This is a genomic window from Bradyrhizobium yuanmingense, from assembly GCF_025200905.1.
In the GTDB taxonomy this organism is placed as follows: Bacteria; Pseudomonadota; Alphaproteobacteria; order Rhizobiales; family Xanthobacteraceae; genus Bradyrhizobium; species Bradyrhizobium yuanmingense.
This window is the reverse complement of record NZ_CP104173.1, coordinates 2,559,920-2,576,868: the sequence shown is the minus strand read 5'-3', so window position 1 is coordinate 2,576,868 and position 16,949 is coordinate 2,559,920. Positions and strand designations below refer to the sequence as shown.

The 16,949-nt window shown below is 64.2% G+C and carries 18 protein-coding genes; 11 read left to right on the top strand and 7 right to left on the bottom strand.

Annotated elements, in window-relative coordinates; genetic code table 11:
• Positions 1-91 precede the first annotated feature (91 nt).
• The 5 genes from cobU to N2605_RS11985 all read left to right on the top strand — a co-directional run bounded on the left by cobU (position 92) and on the right by N2605_RS11985 (position 5,857).
• Complete coding sequence (gene cobU, locus N2605_RS12005) at positions 92-595, top strand: bifunctional adenosylcobinamide kinase/adenosylcobinamide-phosphate guanylyltransferase (RefSeq protein ID WP_036023498.1); 504 nt, start codon at positions 92-94, stop codon at positions 593-595.
• Positions 592-1,374 carry an adenosylcobinamide-GDP ribazoletransferase gene (gene cobS / locus N2605_RS12000; protein WP_036005415.1) on the top strand — a complete coding sequence of 261 codons (783 nt, stop codon included), beginning with the start codon at positions 592-594 and terminating at the stop codon, positions 1,372-1,374. Before cobU ends, cobS begins: the two co-directional genes overlap by 4 nt.
• Positions 1,375-1,378: 4 nt before the next feature.
• Positions 1,379-2,011, top strand: a complete 633-nt coding sequence (bluB, locus tag N2605_RS11995; RefSeq protein WP_225145934.1) for a 5,6-dimethylbenzimidazole synthase — start codon at positions 1,379-1,381, stop codon at positions 2,009-2,011.
• Positions 2,012-2,132: 121 nt separating this feature from the next.
• Positions 2,133-3,167, top strand: coding sequence for an ABC transporter substrate-binding protein (locus tag N2605_RS11990; protein ID WP_225145935.1), 1,035 nt, complete (start codon positions 2,133-2,135; stop codon positions 3,165-3,167).
• Positions 3,164-5,857: a hybrid sensor histidine kinase/response regulator gene (locus N2605_RS11985; RefSeq protein ID WP_225145936.1), complete on the top strand. Its 2,694-nt coding sequence runs from the start codon at positions 3,164-3,166 to the stop codon at positions 5,855-5,857. The genes N2605_RS11990 and N2605_RS11985 overlap by 4 nt, the downstream gene beginning before the upstream one ends.
• Before the next feature lie 188 nt (positions 5,858-6,045).
• Here the strand turns inward: N2605_RS11985 and N2605_RS11980 are convergent, their stop codons facing one another.
• Positions 6,046-6,522: a hypothetical protein gene (locus tag N2605_RS11980; protein WP_060735631.1), complete on the bottom strand. Its 477-nt coding sequence runs from the start codon at positions 6,520-6,522 to the stop codon at positions 6,046-6,048.
• A 409-nt stretch (positions 6,523-6,931) separates the two neighbouring features.
• On the bottom strand, positions 6,932-7,861 hold the full coding sequence (locus tag N2605_RS11975; protein ID WP_225145937.1) for a LysR family transcriptional regulator: 930 nt from the start codon (positions 7,859-7,861) through the stop codon (positions 6,932-6,934).
• 128 nt (positions 7,862-7,989) lie between these two features.
• Between N2605_RS11975 and N2605_RS11970 the strand changes: the two genes are divergently transcribed.
• The gene (locus N2605_RS11970) at positions 7,990-8,928 is read left to right on the top strand and encodes a ring-cleaving dioxygenase (RefSeq protein WP_260346628.1); all 939 of its coding nucleotides are present in this window, start codon (positions 7,990-7,992) and stop codon (positions 8,926-8,928) included.
• Positions 8,925-9,551, top strand: coding sequence for an alpha/beta hydrolase (locus N2605_RS11965; RefSeq protein WP_225145939.1), 627 nt, complete (start codon positions 8,925-8,927; stop codon positions 9,549-9,551). Before N2605_RS11970 ends, N2605_RS11965 begins: the two co-directional genes overlap by 4 nt.
• 40 nt (positions 9,552-9,591) lie before the next feature.
• Here N2605_RS11965 and N2605_RS11960 read toward each other — a convergent pair whose 3' ends face one another.
• Positions 9,592-10,566 carry a magnesium transporter CorA family protein gene (locus N2605_RS11960; RefSeq protein ID WP_225128897.1) on the bottom strand — a complete coding sequence of 325 codons (975 nt, stop codon included), beginning with the start codon at positions 10,564-10,566 and terminating at the stop codon, positions 9,592-9,594.
• Between the two features lie 193 nt (positions 10,567-10,759).
• On the opposite strand from N2605_RS11960, the gene N2605_RS11955 reads away from it, so the two are divergent.
• Together N2605_RS11955 and N2605_RS11950 are read left to right on the top strand one after the other, a co-directional pair.
• Positions 10,760-11,671, top strand: a complete 912-nt coding sequence (locus tag N2605_RS11955) for an arginase family protein (protein ID WP_260346625.1) — start codon at positions 10,760-10,762, stop codon at positions 11,669-11,671.
• 232 nt (positions 11,672-11,903) lie between these two features.
• On the top strand, positions 11,904-12,074 hold the full coding sequence (locus N2605_RS11950; RefSeq protein ID WP_036005446.1) for an RNA polymerase sigma factor region1.1 domain-containing protein: 171 nt from the start codon (positions 11,904-11,906) through the stop codon (positions 12,072-12,074).
• A 31-nt stretch (positions 12,075-12,105) separates the two neighbouring features.
• On the opposite strand, the gene N2605_RS11945 is transcribed toward N2605_RS11950, so the two are convergent.
• From N2605_RS11945 to styA, 3 genes are read right to left on the bottom strand one after another with little or no spacing between them, the layout of a single operon-like run.
• A complete protein-coding gene (locus tag N2605_RS11945) occupies positions 12,106-12,633 on the bottom strand; it encodes a flavin reductase family protein (protein ID WP_225141360.1) in 528 nt (175 codons plus the stop codon).
• Positions 12,633-12,953, bottom strand: a complete 321-nt coding sequence (locus N2605_RS11940; protein ID WP_225145941.1) for an EthD family reductase — start codon at positions 12,951-12,953, stop codon at positions 12,633-12,635. The genes N2605_RS11945 and N2605_RS11940 overlap by 1 nt, the downstream gene beginning before the upstream one ends.
• Before the next feature lie 50 nt (positions 12,954-13,003).
• Positions 13,004-14,254 carry a styrene monooxygenase subunit StyA gene (gene styA / locus N2605_RS11935; protein WP_225145942.1) on the bottom strand — a complete coding sequence of 417 codons (1,251 nt, stop codon included), beginning with the start codon at positions 14,252-14,254 and terminating at the stop codon, positions 13,004-13,006.
• A 94-nt stretch (positions 14,255-14,348) separates the two neighbouring features.
• On the opposite strand from styA, the gene N2605_RS11930 reads away from it, so the two are divergent.
• Positions 14,349-15,305: a LysR family transcriptional regulator gene (locus N2605_RS11930; protein ID WP_225128889.1), complete on the top strand. Its 957-nt coding sequence runs from the start codon at positions 14,349-14,351 to the stop codon at positions 15,303-15,305.
• A 210-nt stretch (positions 15,306-15,515) separates the two neighbouring features.
• On the top strand, positions 15,516-16,103 hold the full coding sequence (locus tag N2605_RS11925; protein WP_225128887.1) for a tetratricopeptide repeat protein: 588 nt from the start codon (positions 15,516-15,518) through the stop codon (positions 16,101-16,103).
• Positions 16,104-16,511: 408 nt separating this feature from the next.
• On the opposite strand, the gene N2605_RS11920 is transcribed toward N2605_RS11925, so the two are convergent.
• Positions 16,512-16,832, bottom strand: a complete 321-nt coding sequence (locus N2605_RS11920) for a hypothetical protein (protein WP_260346621.1) — start codon at positions 16,830-16,832, stop codon at positions 16,512-16,514.
• Positions 16,833-16,949: the final 117 nt, after the last annotated feature.

Genomic DNA, 16,949 nt, shown 5'->3' with positions numbered 1-16,949 from the left:
AAGACGGCGGCCGAGCGCAAGCCCCTCGCTGCCTGATTTCGGCTTTGTCTTTGGCCGCGTTTGATGATTAGTGCTGCGGCAGGAGACCTTTATGGCCATCATCTTGATCACCGGCGGGGCGCGATCGGGCAAGAGCACCCGGGCGGAGGCGCGCGCGCGCAGCTTTGCCGGCCAGCCCGTCTACGTCGCGACGGCCGAGGCGCTCGACGGCGAAATGCAGGAACGCATCGCAAGACATCGCGCGCGGCGCGGAGCCGATTGGATCGAGCGCGAGGTGCCGCTCGATCTCGTGCCCGCGCTGCTCTCGACCGAAGGTGGCGGCGCGAGGCTGGTGGACTGCCTGACGCTGTGGCTCTCCAACCTGATGCATGCGGCGCGCGATTGGGAGCGAGAGGTGAGAGAGCTCGCCGACACGCTGCCCCGCCTCAACAGCCCCGTCGTGCTCGTCACCAACGAGGTCGGCCTCGGCATCGTGCCCGACAACGCGCTGGCGCGCAGCTTCCGCGATGCCGCCGGAATCATGAACCAGATCATTGCCGGTGTCGCCGACGAGGTCGAGTTCGTCGTCGCCGGCCTGCCGTTGAAGCTGAAATGATCCCGCGCGCCGAGCACCTCAAGGACATCCTCGCCGATCTCAAGATGGCGACATCGTTCGTGACGATCCTGCCGGTGGCATCCTCGAAGCCTGCGGGCGACGGCGCCGTTGCGCGGGCAATGTGGGCGCTGCCGGTCGCGGGACTGCTGGTCGGCCTCGCCGGCGCCCTCACTTACAAGATCGCCATTCGCTTCGGACTGACGCCGAGCCTTGCCGCCCTCCTTGTGCTAGCCACGACCGCCCTCATCACCGGCGCGCTGCACGAGGACGGACTTGCCGACACCGCGGACGGCCTCGGCGGCGGCCGCACGCGCGAGCGCAAGCTCGAGATCATGCGCGACAGCCGGATCGGGACCTATGGCGTCTGCGCCCTGATCCTATCGTTCGGCCTGCGCTGGAGCGCGCTTGCGACGATCGCAAATCCATGGGCCGTCATGCTCGCGCTGTGCGCGGCGCACGTTGCTGCCCGTGCCGGCCTGCCGGCCTTCATGTCGCTAGTCCCGTCGGCGCGGCCTGATGGCCTCTCTGCCGGCGCCGGGGCGCCGCCCGGGCGCAGCGTGGCCATCGCCTTCGCGCTTGGAACGCTTGCGCTTGCCCTGACGTTGGGGCCGGGCAAGGCGCTGGTCGGCCTGATCCTGCTGTCACTGGCCGGCCTGCTGCTGGCGCGGCTTGCCATCCGCCAAATCGGGGGGCAGACCGGCGACATCCTCGGCGCGTTCGAGCAGACGGGCGAGATCCTGATCCTGCTGGTGGCGGCGTCCTTCCAAATGGGGCGATGACCTCATGGTCGAGTTCGACGATAGCTTCCGCCAGCACTTACGCGAGCTGTTCGTGTGGCGCCGCGACGTGCGCCGCTTCCGCAGCGATCCGCTGCCGGAGGGGGCGATCGATCGCCTGATCGAGACCGCCTGCCTCTCGCCTTCGGTCGGCCTCAGCCAGCCCTGGCGCTTCGTGATCGTCAATGATGCTGCAACGCGCCGCGCCGTGGTCGAAGATTTCAGGACGTGCAATGCCGACGCGCTGAGCTGCTACTCCGGCGACCGCGCCGCCCGCTATGCCACCTTGAAACTGTCCGGCCTCGAGCAGGCGCCCGGCCATCTTGCCGTGTTCGCCGACATGGGCAGCGACATCGGCCACGGCCTCGGCCGCGCGACCATGCCTGAAACGACGGAATATTCCGTGGTCGCCGCCATTACCGCGATGTGGCTCGCCGCCCGCGCCGAGGGCATCGGCCTCGGCTGGGTGTCGATACTGAACCCTGCGCGCATGCACGCTGTTCTCGACGTGCCTGACAGCTGGAAGTTCATCGCCTATCTCTGCATCGGCTATCCCGAGATCGAGTGCGACCGGCCCGAGCTGGAGCAGGCGAAATGGGAGCAACGGCGCAGCGCGGACGCGTTCACGCTGCGGCGCTAGGCCGCCGGGCACCAGATCGAAAGCCTGCGAACGAACATTCACATGCGCCTTTCGTCGATTGTGGGCACCCCGCTTTCGCGCTAAGCATCGAGCAAAGCAAGGCGATCGTGCAACGTAGTCCATGACGGGGCGATCTTTCGTTTCCTCGGCGGTCAATCGCCGCGGCTTCATTCGCCTCGCGACTGCATCGGTCGCGGGATGGATCGCGCTCGGCGCAACGCCGGATCGTATGCGGATCGTCGCCTCGCTCACCGCATTGCCGCTCGACGACGAGCTGACCAGACGCGGCATGATCGACAGCGCGAGCTCTCGCCTGGGCAACCTCGTCGCCGGCTTGCGGCAGCGCGGCTGGGTCGAAGGCGTCAACTTCCGCCTCGAGCTCCGTTCCACCTTCGGCGCGCCGGACCGGCTGAAGATGGCCGTCCAGGAATTGCTCGACCTCAAGCCGGACGTGATCCTGACGGGGTCGACGATCGAGACCGCCGCCGTCCTTGCCGCCACCAAGACCATCCCGGTCGTGTTTGCGACCGCGAACGATCCGGTCGGCAACGGCTTCGTCGAAAGCCTCGCGCATCCCCGCGGCAACGCCACCGGCTTCACCAACAGCAGCGCCGAGATGGGCGGCAAATGGCTCCAGCTGATCCGCGAGGCCGTGCCCGACGTCGCGCGCGTCGGCATCCTGTTCAACCCCGCGACCACGCCGCGCGGCGGACGCTTCTTCCTCGAATCGATCGAGCAGGAGGCTGCCGCATCCGGCGTCTCCGTGATCCCCGCGCCCGTCAACGCGCCCGCGGAGATCGACGACGCCGTCAAGCGCTTTTCCGAACTGCCCAAGGCGGCGATGGTCGCGCTGGTCGACAGCTTCCTCGTGGTCAACCGCAAGGCGGTGGTCGCGGCCGCCGCCAAATACCGCGTGCCCACGATCTATCCGTTCCATTACTTCATCGATGCCGGCGGGCTGATGAGCTACGGCCCAACGCTCGAGGTGCGCTCGGCCGATTACGTCGACCTGATCCTGCGCGGCACCAAGCCCGGCGACCTTCCAGTGCAATCGCCGCGCAAATACGAGCTGTTGATCAACCGCACGGTCGCCCGCTCGTTCGGCTTGACGATCCCGTTCACGCTGCTCGCGCGCGCCGACGAGATCCGCGAGTGAACGATCCCGGCGACCAGGAACCTTCGCGCACGCCTTCCGGCCGGCTGTTCAGGAAATATCTCTACTCGATCGTCGCCCTCGCCTTCGCCACGCTCGCCATCAACGCCAGCTTCGACGTCTGGTTCTCCTATCGCGAGCAGAAGCAGCTGCTGGCGGCGACCCAGCGCGAACAGGCCGCCTCCGCAGCGATTCAGATCGGCCAGTTCATCGGCCAGATCGAGAACCAGATCAGGTGGCTCGCGCGCCTGCCGCCGGAGCTGTCGACCCACGAGGACGAGCGGCTGAACGCCATCCGCCTCCTGCGCCTCTCGCCTGCGATCGCGGAGATCGCCCAGCTCAATTCGGAAGGCCGCGAGCAGCTGCGCGTATCGCGCCGGATCGCCGACAAGGTCGGCAGCAACGCCGATCTCTCCGCTTCAGCCGCCTTCCGCGGTGCCAATGACAGCCGGGCCTATTACGGTCCCGTCTATTTCTTCGGCGACACCGAGCCCTTCATGACGCTCGCCACGCGCGGCACCGGGCGCGCTCCCGATGTGATCGTCGCCGAGGTCAATCTGCGCTTCATCTGGGACCTCGTCACGGGAATCAGGGTCGGCAACACCGGCAAGGCCTATGTCGTCGACCGCATGGGCGTGTTGATCGCGCATCCCGATTTATGGCGGGCGCTCCAGCGCAGCGATCTCTCCGGCCATGCCGACGTCCGCGCCGCGCTCGACGGCATCGGGCCGCCTTCGGGCGGCCTCGGCAAGGAGGATCTCTCCGGCCAGCGCGTGCTGTCGACCTATGCGACCGTGCCCTCGCTCGGCTGGCTGGTGTTCGTCGAGCTGCCGCTTACCGAAGCCTACGCGCCGATCTATGCCTCGATCGGCCGCTCGACCTTCCTGCTCGTGATCCTGCTCGCCTGCGCGGTGCTGGTCTCGCTCATTCTCAGCCGGCGCATGACCGTGCCGATCCAGCTGCTGACCCAAGGAGCCAGGCGGATCGGCAGCGGCGACCTCAACTCGCGGCTCGCGATCAAGACCGGCGACGAGCTGGAGGCGCTCGGCGAGCAGTTCAACCGCATGGCGGCGCATTTGCGCGAATCCTACGCCACGCTCGAGCGCAAGGTGATCGAGCGCACCTCCGAGCTGGAGAAGGCCCGCGACCACGCGCTCGCCGAGCACGACGCCGCCGAGCGCGCGCGCCGCGCGGCGGTCGCGGCCAATGAGACCAAGTCGCGCTTCCTCGCCGTCGTCAGCCATGAGTTGCGCACGCCGCTCAACGGCGTCATGGGCGTGCTGCAACTCTTGGACGACGGCAGCCTCAGCGAGGCCCAGCGCCGCCATCTTGCCACCGCGGCGGCGTCGGGCGAAACGCTGATCGCGCTGGTCGATGCGGTGCTGGAATATGCGCGCCTCGAGGCCAGCACGGAAATGCTGGAGACTCGCGACTTCCGTCTCGACCAGCTCATCGAAGCCGCCGGCGACCTGATGCGTCCGCAAGCCCTGGACAAGGGCCTGAGCTTCGATCTCGCCTGCGATGACACGGTCGACACCGCCGCGCATGGCGATCCCGTCAGGCTCAACCGCATCCTGCTCAACCTGATCGGCAACGCGATCAAGTTCACCCCGAGCGGCGGCATCGGCGTGAGCGCGGGAACCGAGCGGCGCGGCGATCACCTCCTGCTGTGCATCATCGTGCGCGACACCGGCATCGGCATCGCGCCCGAGCTGCACGAGCGGATTTTCGAGGATTTCGTCCAGGCCGACGACAGGATCGCGCGTCGCTTCGGCGGCACCGGCCTCGGCCTTGCGATCGCGCGCCGTCTCACCCGCCTGATGCGCGGCGAGCTCAAGGTCGAGAGCGCGCCCGGCGCGGGCAGCACGTTCACGCTCCAAGTGCCGCTCGGGCTTGCCGGAAGCAGCGTGGCGCAAGGCGCGCTTGCGCCGCCGTCGCGGCAGCTCCGCGTGCTTCTGGTCGACGATGACCCCGTCAATTGCGAGGTCGGCGCAGCGATCCTGCACCGGCTCGGCCACCACACGACGATCGCCAGGAACGGCGCCGCAGCCGTCGAGCTCGCCCGCGATCAGGCCTTCGACGTCATCCTCATGGATCTGCACATGCCCGACATGGACGGCGTGGTGGCGGCCTTCCGGATCGGCGAGCTCGGTCTTGCCAAGATGCCGCGCCTCATCGCCGTGACCGCCGACGTCTCCGGCCGCGCCCGCGATCGGCTTGCCGGCGCCGGCATCGCCAAGGTCGTCAGCAAGCCGATCCTGGTCAACGCGCTGCGCGAGGCGATCGAGGATGATCTGGTGGCCGAGCCGGCAGCCGCGCAACGCCCGGCGACCGAACTGATCGATCGGCCATTCCTCGACGACCAGCGGGAGCTGCTGGGCGCCGCGCAAATCGACAAGCTCCACCATCTGCTCCAGCAGACGGGAGAACGATTGATCCACGACATCGCCGACGCCGTGGCGGCGGGCGATCACAAGCACCTCGCACGATCCGCGCATCAACTTGGCAGCGCGGCAAGTGCGCTCGGCCTCGTCCGCCTGTTCGAGCGCAGCCGCGACGTCGAGCTGGCGGCACCCGCGATGTCACCTGCCGAACTCGACAGTGCCGCACGCGAACTCGCCGAGATTCGACAGGCGTCGATGCAAGCGCTGAATGATCTGCTTGAACCTGCCGGACAGCAATCTGTCAGCTAGATTTGCGCAGGTCGGAGCTCCCAAGGGTTCTCTCCTGCGGCACCAGCGGCTGGCCAAGCGGAAAGATCAATCCCACGACTCCAGCCGGTTCTTCAGTAGGTCGCCCGGCCGGCGCTGTGTTTCCGGCCGGGCCAGCGCGCCCCCCAAGAGATCAACTACCTTCGTGCGGGACCTGTTAGCATTCGCTATCACGAGCCCGAAGTTTTAACGACCAGCTTTATGTTGAGCAGGTTGACACCCTTGAATGGGTTCGGCGCGCTTTCGATGGTTCCCGTACCCGTTGCATTCGCGTAGGCACCAGTGCCCGACAGAATCGTGTATTCGCCCGTCGATTTGCCGTCTTTGGCCGATCCGGTGTAGCGCGCCGTAATCGAGCCTTCCTCGAACGTGTAAGTGCTATAGCCGAAGAAGGGGCCAGACCCTTTGAGCAGGTCCGAACTATTGACGAACTCTTTCACGCCGATACGGCCATCGCTGAAGACGGCCACTCCGAAGAATTTCCCGGACACGACCGTCTGTCCTTCAACGTTTGCGGCCTCTATGACCTTGAGGTCGAGCGGCTTGGTGACGAGCTTGAACTCGAGCACCCGCTCACCGGCCACGGCGGTTGACGCCGCGACGGCCAATGCCACACCAGAAAGGAAAAAGGTGAGAGACTTCCGCATAGTTTCCTCCTGCGCTTGTTGAAACCAAGTCGAGAAGTGCGGGCGACTCATCGAGCCAGGCTCTTCGCGGTGGCACGGAAGAGAGCCCTCGGCAACGCCCGACAGCGGCTGAACTCTCTCTGTCCTGAGGCGAAGTCGGGACGCGAATATGAGTCCCAAGCCACGGGAAGAAAGTTCAAGTCTCCGTTGCGATATAATCTTATCCAGCCACTGCGCGGGACTCTCAGCAGAGGCACAATCATCATGGCCGCTGCTGGTTGCCGGACTTCATTTTATCATTCGCGCAAGAGTAATTCCGAGGAATCACTGTCAACAACGCTGACAATGGGAGAACCCATGCCACTCACAATTTCAGCGGCAGAGTCCCTAGACTGGCGCTGCGAGCCGTTGCCCCGGCAGATTCGTGGCTTCACGATCCAGCCTCCGCACGTCTGCGCCCGCCAACTTCCTCATCCTCTCGCCCGAACCGCTCGACCAGGAAATCGATGAACAGCCGCACCTTCACCGACAGATGCCGCGTCGGCGGATACACCGCATAGAGCGCTAGCGGCGGCGCGGAATAATCATCCAGCACTGTCCGCAACTCGCCTTTCCGCAACGCATCGGCCGCAATGAACTCCGGCAGCAGCGCCAGTCCCCTGCCCTTGATGGCGACATCGCGCAGCACCTCGGCATTGTTGACGCAGAGTGACCAGGCCGGCTGGATCCAGTGGTCGCCGTCGCGGCCGGTGAGCTTCCACTGATTACCCGTGAGCAGGAAGCCGTAGGTCAGCGAAGCATGCTCGCGCAGATCCTGCGGATGCTTCGGCGTGCCGTGCCGGGCGAGATAATCCGGCGACGCGCAGATCATGCGCGCCACCGGCATGATTTTGCGCGCGATCAGGCTCGACGATTCCAGCTCCGCGATCCGCAACGTCACGTCAAAGCCGTCCTGCACGGGATCGAGCAGATCGTCGCTGAGCACGATCTGGAGCTGCAGCTCCGGGAAGCGCGCCATGAAATCGGCGAGGACCGGCCCGAGGCGCATCGTGCCGAACGACATCGGCGCGTTGACGCGGAGCAGTCCCCGCGGCGCCGATTGCGCCTGCGTCACCGCCTGGTCCGCCGCTTCGATCTCCGAGAGGATCACGACCGCGCGCTCGAAATAGCGCTGGCCGTTCTCGGTCGGGCTGGCGTGCCTTGTGGTGCGCTTCAGAAGCTGGACCCCGAGGCTCTCCTCGAGGTCGGCGATGTATTTGCTGATCGCCGAGCGCGACAGCCGCAGCTGCCGGCCGGCCTCGGCAAAGCTGCCGCTTTCCACCACTTTCACGAAGGCCCGGAGGCTGCCGAGCTTATCCAAGGGATCGCCCCGTCGACTGTTTCCAAATCGTAGACATAGCCGTCATATTTGCATGGATTGTCTCCAATCCAAAGCGGAACGATATTTCCGGCCAGAGCAAGACCGCTCCCCGAATCTGGAGGACGACAATGTCTGGACTGCACCATGTCACCGCGATCGCCGGCGATCCCATCCGCAATTTCGGCTTCTACACGCGGGATCTTGGCCTGCGCTTCGTCAAGAAGACGGTCAATTTCGACGATCCCGGCACCTACCATTTCTATTACGGCGACGAGACCGGCCGCCCCGGCACCATCCTGACCTTCTTTCCGTGGGCGGGCGTCTCGGCCGGGCGCCGCGGCGTCGGCGAGACCCATCAGACCGCCTTCCGCGTGCCGCAGCGCTCGCTCGGCTACTGGACGCAGCGCTTCACCGAGAAGGGCATTCGGTACGAGGCGCTGGAGAAGCGCTTCGGCGAGTCCGTGCTGCCCTTCACCGATCCTGATGGCATGGCGCTCGCGCTGGTCGGCATTCCCGGCGCCGAGAATGAGCCCGGCTGGACCAATCGCGACGTGCCGGCCGAGCATGCGATCCGCGGCTTCCACGGCGTGACCCTGCTGCTCGACAGCGCGGCGAAGACGGCGGCCATCCTCACCGACGTGTTCGGCTTCAAGGAGACCGGGCGCGAGGGCTCGGTGATCCGCTTCAAGGCGCCCGGCGATGCCGAGGGCAGCGTCGTCGACGTCTACGAGGCGAAGGGCTTTCTGCGCGGGCATCAGGGCGGCGGGTCGGTGCACCACATCGCCTTCCGCGCGGCCGACGATGCCGAGCAGGGCCAGATGGCCGAGAGGCTCGTGAGCAATCACGGCCTGCACCCGACCGAGCAGCGCGACCGCAACTACTTCCGCTCGATCTACTTCCGCGAGCCTGGCGGCGTGCTGTTCGAGATCGCGACCGACATCCCCGGCTTCGCGGTCGACGAGCCCGTGGCGAGCCTCGGGCGCGAGCTGAAGCTGCCTGCTTTCCTCGAACCGCACCGCAAGCAGATCGAGGGCGTTCTGCCGAATCTGGAAGAGACCGCGTCATGACGGAGACTGCATTCATCCATCGTTTCGAGCCCGCAGGCGACGCGGGCTCTCCACCTCTGCTGCTGCTGCACGGCACCGGCGGCGACGAGAACGACCTGCTCGGCCTCGGCAAGATGATCTCGCCGGGCTCCGCCCTGCTTTCACCCCGCGGCCGCGTGCTCGAGCACGGCATGCCGCGCTTCTTCCGCCGTCTCGCCGAAGGCGTGTTCGACGAGGAGGACGTGCGCCGTCGCGCGCACGAGCTGGGCGAGTTCGCCACAGAGGCGCGGCAACGCTACGGCCTCGCCGCGCCGATCGCAGTCGGATTCTCCAACGGCGCCAACATCGCGGCCGCGCTGTTGCTGCTGCAGCCGGACGTGCTGGCCGGCGCGATCCTGCTGCGCGCGATGGTGCCGTTGTCGGATCCGCCCAAGGCTGCGCTCGGCGGCAAGCCGGTGATGCTGTTGTCCGGTCAGGCCGACCCGATCGTGCCGGCGAGCAATTCGGCACGGCTCGCCGCACTGCTGTCGCAGGCAGGTGCGAGCGTCACCCACAAGGTGCTGCCGGCAGGCCATCAATTGTCGCATACTGACGTAACGCTCGCCCGCGACTGGATCAGCAAGGCGGACGCCAAGGCCGCATGATCGAGCAGCGGCGCATCGTTTGAACGATGCGCCGCTGCCATCACTCGAACCAGCCGCGCCGCTTGAACCAGATCAGCGGCAACAGGCCACTGGCGATGATTGCGAGCCAGGCCAGCGGATAGCCGAAGCTCCAGTCCAATTCGGGCATGTGCTTGAAGTTCATGCCCCAGATGCCGACCATGATGGTCGGCGGCACGCCGACGACTGAGACGATCGTCAGGATCTTGAACAGCTCGTTCTGCTGGATGTTGATGAAGCCGAGCACGGCATCGAGCAGCAGCTGGATCTTGTCCGACAATCGCGTCTCGTAATCGCTGAGCGAGACGACGTCCTTGGACACGGCTTCCAGACGCTTCTTCGAGGATGCCGTGATCCACTCGCTGCCGACGTCGCCGGCAAACGCGGCAACGCGGCCCACCCCGAGCAGGACATCGCGCGCCTTGGCGAGCCGGTCGGCCAGCTCGCCGACAGTCTCCAGGGCCTCCCGCATCCTGCGGCTGGAGCGCACCGGGCGCTGGGTGCGCACCAGCCCGCCCCTAAAGACACCGCGCGAGAGCTGGTCGACCTTGCCGCCGAGATGCTCCAGGACATCGGCGCCGCGATCGATCATGGCCTCGAGCAGGCTGACGAACACGCACATGCCGTTCTCCAGGCTGTCATCGGAGCCGATGCGCTTGCCGATGTCGTCGAAGATCGGCAGCTCTGCGAAGCGCACCGTCACCAGCACATGCGGACCGATGACGAAGCCCACCGGCGTGATCTCGGCCTCGTCGGCCTCGGTGACCCGGACCGCGGGCGAACTGAGATAGAGCGTGCCGTGGTCGAAGATCAGGCGGCTCGACGCCTCGATCTCGCTGAGCGAGTCTTCCGAGGGAATGCGGATGCCGAGCAGCCGCTCGACGAACTGCTTTTCCTCGTCGGTACCGTTTAGAAGATCGGCCCAGATGACCTCCGTGGGCATTTCCGCGCCGATGCCGTGCCAGTCGTCGGACGGCCACCTGTAAAGTCTGAGCAAGAACCGAACTCCGTGGCCGCATCGTCATGCCGGATGGCGCCGCCCACTAACGCATGAGAGTTCCAGACGTTCAAGACCCTCCAAGTGACAGCGGCATTCCAGGGGACATCGAGATACCGACCCGGAACACGGTCGAGCGATGCACGTTGACGGACGCGCGGGTGATCCATGGATACGCGTAGTGCATCCCGACATGACGACATTCCTAGGTGTTGAGGCCTGCGACCTGACCGCCCCACCGCCGGCGGCTGACGCGATCCTGTTCGGCGCGTCGGATGCCACCCCGTACCTCGCAGGTCAGACCAGCCATGCCGCAAGAGCGCCCGACGTCATCCGTCGCGCGCTGCGTCACTATGAGAGCGATCTCACCCGCTGGGATTTCGATCAGGACGCCGAGCTGCTCGATCCGAGCAAAATGAGGGTCTTGGACGGTGGAAACGTCCCGACCGACCCAATGACGCCGGAGAGCAACCGTGATGCCATCAGAGCAGCCACGCAGGCCGTCCTTTCGGTCGGCGCCGTTCCGATCCTCCTGGGCGGTGATGATTCCGTCCCCATTCCTTTCTTCGAGGCGTTCCAGGACTGCAAGGGACTGACAGTCGTGCAGATCGACGCCCACCTTGATTGGCGGGATCAGCGCAACGGATCGGGCTATACCTTCTCCAGCACGATGCGGCGCGCCAGCGAATTGCCCTGGGTCAAGCGCATCGTGCAGGTCGGCTTGCGCGGCATCGGCGGCTCCGGTCGCGCCGAATTCGACGATGCAAAGGCGTGGGGCGCGAAGATCTTCACGGCAAGACATGTCCAGCATCACGGGATCGCAAGCGTGCTCGACGCGATCGAGGATGACGGCGAGTGCCTGATGACCATCGATTGCGACGGTCTCGATCCATCGGTCATCCCCGGCGTGCTCGTCCCACAGCCCGGCGGCCTATCCTATTTCGACGTTGTCGATCTCATACGGGGTGTCGCGGCAAAATCCAGAATAGTCGGCCTGGACATCGTCGAATTCGTTCCCGAGCGCGATGTGCAGAATCTTGGAGCGATTGCGGTCGCGCGGATCATCTGCAATGCGCTGGGTTGCATTGGTCGGCGGAAGGTATAGCTGCTACCGCATATGAATCGTGGCGGCGACCGGTGCGCACGCCTCGTCCTTCGAGGCGGCGCTAACGCGCCTCCTCAGGATGAGGCTCATCAGCATCAGTGCCCGTTGAAACTGCCGCCACGCATTCGATCCTCATCCTGAGGAGCCCGCCCAAAGCGGGCGTCTCGAAGGATGGCCGCAGCGAAAGCCCTCAAATGCGATAACCCAGTAGGGCGACCGAAAAGGTGAGAACATGCTAGTGCCGGACATCATACGACGAGCCATCGAAATTGGCGAACGGAGCGGCAAGATCACATTCGATCAGTTGAATCAGATTTGTGAAGGCCGTGTACTGAGCCCCGAAGACATCGACCGCATTCTGAGCGCTGTGAGCGAGGCTGGAATTCGGATTGAAGAAGACTGACGCTTTGGCTCCTGGCGCAACAACAGAGGTCTCAAGTCCACCATCCGTCACCGGGATAGGCAACACGATCCGCGGAAGAGATTTCCATCCCGACGCCCCTTCGAAGACGGCTGGCGTAGAATGCGAGAGGTGTTCCCTCGTTGTGCCGGCACCAGCGCACCTCGCCGATGAAGAGCGTGTGGTCAGCGATATCGATCGATTGGACCACCTCGCAGGCGAACTGCGCGATCGCCTGCGGGAGCACGAAAAATCCTTGGCGAGCGACGAGCGGCGGAGCGTCGCGCAACAAGGGCCTTCCGGCGAAGTGCGCGCAGAGCGCAGCATCTTCCGCATGCAGGACATTGACGGAATAGATGCCGGACTTGGCCACAGCCTGCCAGGTCCGCCCGTGCATGAGAGAGACAAGCACAGTTGGCGGATCCGCCGAAACAGTCGTGAAGCTGTTGGCGGTCATGCCGAGCGGCGCGCCATCCTCATCGACGGTCGCGACGACCGTAATGCCCGTCGCGAACCGCGATGCGGCTGCCCGAAAACCGGCCGGTTCGGCAACGTGACCCATTACGCGCCTTCGATCTTGAAATGGCAGAGCGTCGCACCCTTGGGCGAATAGTTCGGCACGTCGGCTGCGACCTTCCGGCCGATCTCCGAACCGAGCGCCGCGTCCATCGCAGCAGCGTCGGGGAAGAAGGCCTGGAAGATGCAGAAAGGCGCCTCCCCCGGTCCGAGTCGTTGGGGGAAAGCGTAATGATGACGCACCAGACCAGGGAGCGTCGCTGCCAGGGGGCATGCTTGTCGACGTAGTAGGCCCTGAAGGCCGATGGATCGTCGGGCGTCGGGTAAAGAACGGTCAAGCAATGCATTGGTGTTCCTCTCAGACATGGTTCAGCATCCGCCCAGGAGCGGAACTGAGTCCGTACGGCGGTTCGTCGTCAGGCGGCGATCCTGCCGCTTCTATCGATCCAGGCGTGGATGCGTTTGTCGCTCGCCAGACGATCCCACTGGCGCTCCGGATAATTGAAGTTCTCGGTGAACTCGTCGCAAAGCTCCCGGTCCTGCGACATGGCGAAAATCAGCCGGCCCATGGCTTCCGACGGCGGCTGCAACATCATGTTGGTCCAGCGGGCCGCGGCAAGCACGCGGTTCTCGCGCGCGCGGTCGACGTTCTCGACGAAGCGCGCATCGAATGCCACGGCATCGACGATCGCCTTGCCGAGCTCGAACGCCGCATATGAGGCCATGTTGGCGCCCTGGCCCATCAAGGGATCGACGACGGAGTGAACGTCGCCCAGGGCAATGGCGAGCTTGTCGCCGTCGAAAGCCACCCAGGACTGCCGCACCGTTGGCACCACCGCGCCTTGCAGCAGGTCGAGCGGCTGGGCCAGCCCGAAGCGGTGCGTGTCGATCCGGTTGTAGGTGTGCGGATGATGCTTTTCCAGCTTGTCCAGAAGAGTCTGGCGGAATGCTGCCGGGTTGGCGTCATAGCTGAGCGAGACCAGGTCGGCCATGTCGCCGCCGGGAATGTTTTCCATCAACAGCGCCGTTTTCATGCCGCCGAAGCTCAGCGTGGGAATGACGATCATCTCGCCATGGCCGGGCGAGACGGACAGGGTGACGCCGCGCGGATCGTCGCCATCCGGGCTGCCGTGATCAACGCCGTCGTACAGGCCGACGCAAAGCAGGCGCTGCGGCCGAGTGTACGGAGAGAGTTCGGGCCGGTGAGCGAACATGCGCCCGAGGGCGCCTTTGCCGGTGGAGACGACGAGAAGGTCGAAGCGCGAGACCAGCGCGGGGATGTCGTCATCCTGAATGCTGGCATATTCGATCAGGCCGCCACGATCCTCGAAGTCCTTCATCAGTGCCGGCAGGTAGATCCGATAATCCACCGCGCGGCTTGGCCGCTGAAAAGCACCGCGGAACAGGAGCCCGCCGTTCGGGAAATTGAAGTAATGATCGTGGTGGTGATAGACTACTCCGGGATCGTCCCAGTGGTTCACGCCGAGCTCGTTCTCGCGCGCGATGGTGACGCTGTGATGCGCGACGGTGTTCATCAGCCGTGTCGCCGCATATTGCTCCGGCGCGCGATCCGTCAGCACGGTTGCCGTAATCCCCTGCTTCTGCAGGTAGAGCGCCAGATGCAGGCCGCCGATGCCGGCCCCGAGAATGCCGATCGATTTGCTCATTCGCGTTCCTCCCCTGAACGCAGGAAGGCTAGACCGGACCCGCCATGACCGTATATGGAATGGTCAGAATAATATAAATTCCGGCGAGGAATGAATGGACCGGATCGAGGCGCTGCAGACCTTCATCCGGGTGATGGAGGCAGGGAGTTTCACCCAGGCCGCCGACGACCTCGGTTTGGGGCAGCCCGCGATCAGCAAGCGCATCGCGCTGCTGGAAGCCGAGTTTCGCTGCCGGCTATTCGTGCGCACCACGCGCAAGCTGCGGCCGACGCCCGAAGCCGACCGCGTCTTGAAATACGCCAAGGACATCGTCGCGCTGCTCGAGAGCGCCGGCGCGCCGACGCAGAGCCGGGTCGGCACTCCGTCAGGGACGTTGCGGATGACGGTGCCGACGTCGTTCGGCCGCTTCTTCTTCCGTGAGATCTTCGCCGAATATACCCGCCGCTATCCTGATGTCCGGCTGGACGTCAGTTTTACGGAACAGTTCGTCGACCTCATCGAAACCGGGACCGAGCTTGCGATACGGATCGGCAGCCTCAATTCGAGTTCGTTGGTAGCGCGGCGGGTGGGCACCATTAAGCGGTTGCTGGTGGCGTCGCCCGCGCTGCTTGCGCGTCATCAGGTGCCCTCGCTGCCGGATCATCTGCGCCGCATGCCCTGCGTCACGTACTCACGCCTGTCGCAGAAGAATCAATGGACGTTCGAATCCGAAACCGGCCGTTACGTCGTGGACATCGCGCCGGCGATGACCTGCGACGATGCGGACGTGATGACGCTGGCTGCATTGGAGGGGATAGGCGTCGCCGTGCTGCCGAACTGGTGCACCGCCGAGCACATCGCGGCCGGCCGTCTCGTCCATGTGCTGCCCGACTTCGTCGTGCCGCCGCTGCCCATGCACATTGTCTATCCCGACCCGCAATGGATGTCACACCGGGCGCGACTGTTCCGCGATCTGATCATCGAGCGTGCGGACGTCTTTGCGCTCGCTGATCGCTTTCGAAACGCCGATCTCGCCCCTTCGGCAACCACGGAAACTGGCTCGTTCCGTTGAGTGTTCGGCGTCTGGAAAGGGGCCACAAGCAGCAGTCGAGGTACGCACGGCTCCGCCGCCGCTCTGAGAGCCAACATTGATGGCCTCAGCATTGTTCGGCTCAGGGCCAGAAGCGGACAAACGTCGCTTCCAATTGTTAGCCACAGAGTGGTGTTTCCTTAATTTCCTGTGTGACAAAATCCGAGGATCGCAGGGATATTGCTTTGAACGATGCGGCTTTCACTAACGACCCGCGCTGACAATCTCGCTAAGCGTCGTAGCAAGATTCCTGAATGGATCGCTGCTGCATCGTCCGGCGACGTGGACGCTCAGTTGGCCCTCGCGTGGGAGTATGCCCGAGGTGATGCCGTTGCGCCCGATCTCGTGACGGCATGGAACTGGTTTGATCGTGCCGCCTCATCTGGTCAGGAGAACGGCGTCTTACATCGAGCCCGCTTCCTTCAGCTTCGCGGTGTCCCGGAGGGGGTTCGAGAACTTCGCAAGCTCGCTGTCAAAGGTAATTGGAACGCACAGTTTTGGCTCGCGACGCACTATCAGTCCCGAGACGGGCGTTTGAACCAGTTGAGAGCCGCCGTGTGGTACGACCGATCCTACAAAAACGGCTTGCTCGGCGGCAAGCTCGCCAAGCTGGCGCAACTGAGAAGAACCGCGCATCAACCCTACAAGACTGTGTTTGCCGTCAGGCTCCTCATTGAAGCCTTTTCGTTTTTCTTGCAAATTTTTCGTCAAGAGCAGAAGATCGAACTCCACGAGGTGCTTCTGTATCGCTTAAAGAGCAGACCTCGTGAGAGCAGCTAATCGGCGGTTGAAGTCTGCATCGGGTCAAAAGCTTGCGCTAATCGCGAGGTTTCTTGACTATGAAATCAAATGTTGAAGTAGGACCCTGCTGCCTCTTCCAATCCGCAAGCCTCTCCTCTTGCTCGTGCAACTCACGATACAGCTCAGACATCCGGGCAAATATCGACCGGATAGTTTCATCATTCGCGGCCTTCGAAATCTGAGCACATCGCTCGGCCGTGTCGAGATTTTCGCTGATGAACGCTGTCTCTACGCTACCACTAGGCCCTTACCTTGGCCTTCCGGCCAGACGTCTCGGATGCCTCAACGCATGCTTGTACTCGGATCGGGAAATGAACGGCCAAGCATTGTAATCTCCAGCCGCAAGAAAGCCGGAGGCACGATCGTGAGAAATCGGATTGTGCCAACTCACCACATCGGGCGGGCGCGTCGCATCGGGTGGAGGCCGGGCAATGAAATCTTCGGCCAACGGTACTCAAAGTCGCCGTCGAGAAACAATATCCAGCGCAGCACTTCGCGTTTCCAGACCGGATCGAGGCTGTGACGTCGGACCAAGCGATGCTCCTTCATATCGCTGTAGAGGAGCCACGACATGTCTGTAATCGCCCAGATCGCTGGGTCCCCGTCGTTCACCGGCATAGTTCGTTCAAACTGATCGTTGGTAATCGAGCCGGCAATCAGGTGTCTAAGGTTTCCTGAAAGCTGGTCGCGTGCTACGCGATCTATCATCCTGCTGCTCCGATCCGGCCGGTGGATCATTCACCCGGCAAACCTTCCGTTGAGTTAGCAGCTTTGCTCGCAGTTGAGAGAAATCTAGCGAGGTCCGCTTCGGGTCAAAAGCCGCCG

Coding starts and splice junctions, on each gene's coding strand:
- styA (WP_225145942.1), bottom strand. CDS start 14,254: ATGAGCAAATCGATCGGCATTCTCGGGGCCGGCATCGGCGGCCTGCAT.
- cobU (WP_036023498.1), top strand. CDS start 92: ATGGCCATCATCTTGATCACCGGCGGGGCGCGATCGGGCAAGAGCACC.
- N2605_RS11965 (WP_225145939.1), top strand. CDS start 8,925: ATGACGGAGACTGCATTCATCCATCGTTTCGAGCCCGCAGGCGACGCG.
- N2605_RS11925 (WP_225128887.1), top strand. CDS start 15,516: ATGCGGCTTTCACTAACGACCCGCGCTGACAATCTCGCTAAGCGTCGT.
- N2605_RS11955 (WP_260346625.1), top strand. CDS start 10,760: ATGACGACATTCCTAGGTGTTGAGGCCTGCGACCTGACCGCCCCACCG.
- N2605_RS11940 (WP_225145941.1), bottom strand. CDS start 12,953: ATGTCTGAGAGGAACACCAATGCATTGCTTGACCGTTCTTTACCCGAC.
- N2605_RS11980 (WP_060735631.1), bottom strand. CDS start 6,522: ATGCGGAAGTCTCTCACCTTTTTCCTTTCTGGTGTGGCATTGGCCGTC.
- cobS (WP_036005415.1), top strand. CDS start 592: ATGATCCCGCGCGCCGAGCACCTCAAGGACATCCTCGCCGATCTCAAG.
- N2605_RS11930 (WP_225128889.1), top strand. CDS start 14,349: ATGGACCGGATCGAGGCGCTGCAGACCTTCATCCGGGTGATGGAGGCA.
- N2605_RS11920 (WP_260346621.1), bottom strand. CDS start 16,832: ATGATAGATCGCGTAGCACGCGACCAGCTTTCAGGAAACCTTAGACAC.
- bluB (WP_225145934.1), top strand. CDS start 1,379: ATGGTCGAGTTCGACGATAGCTTCCGCCAGCACTTACGCGAGCTGTTC.
- N2605_RS11950 (WP_036005446.1), top strand. CDS start 11,904: ATGCTAGTGCCGGACATCATACGACGAGCCATCGAAATTGGCGAACGG.
- N2605_RS11990 (WP_225145935.1), top strand. CDS start 2,133: ATGACGGGGCGATCTTTCGTTTCCTCGGCGGTCAATCGCCGCGGCTTC.
- N2605_RS11970 (WP_260346628.1), top strand. CDS start 7,990: ATGTCTGGACTGCACCATGTCACCGCGATCGCCGGCGATCCCATCCGC.
- N2605_RS11945 (WP_225141360.1), bottom strand. CDS start 12,633: ATGGGTCACGTTGCCGAACCGGCCGGTTTTCGGGCAGCCGCATCGCGG.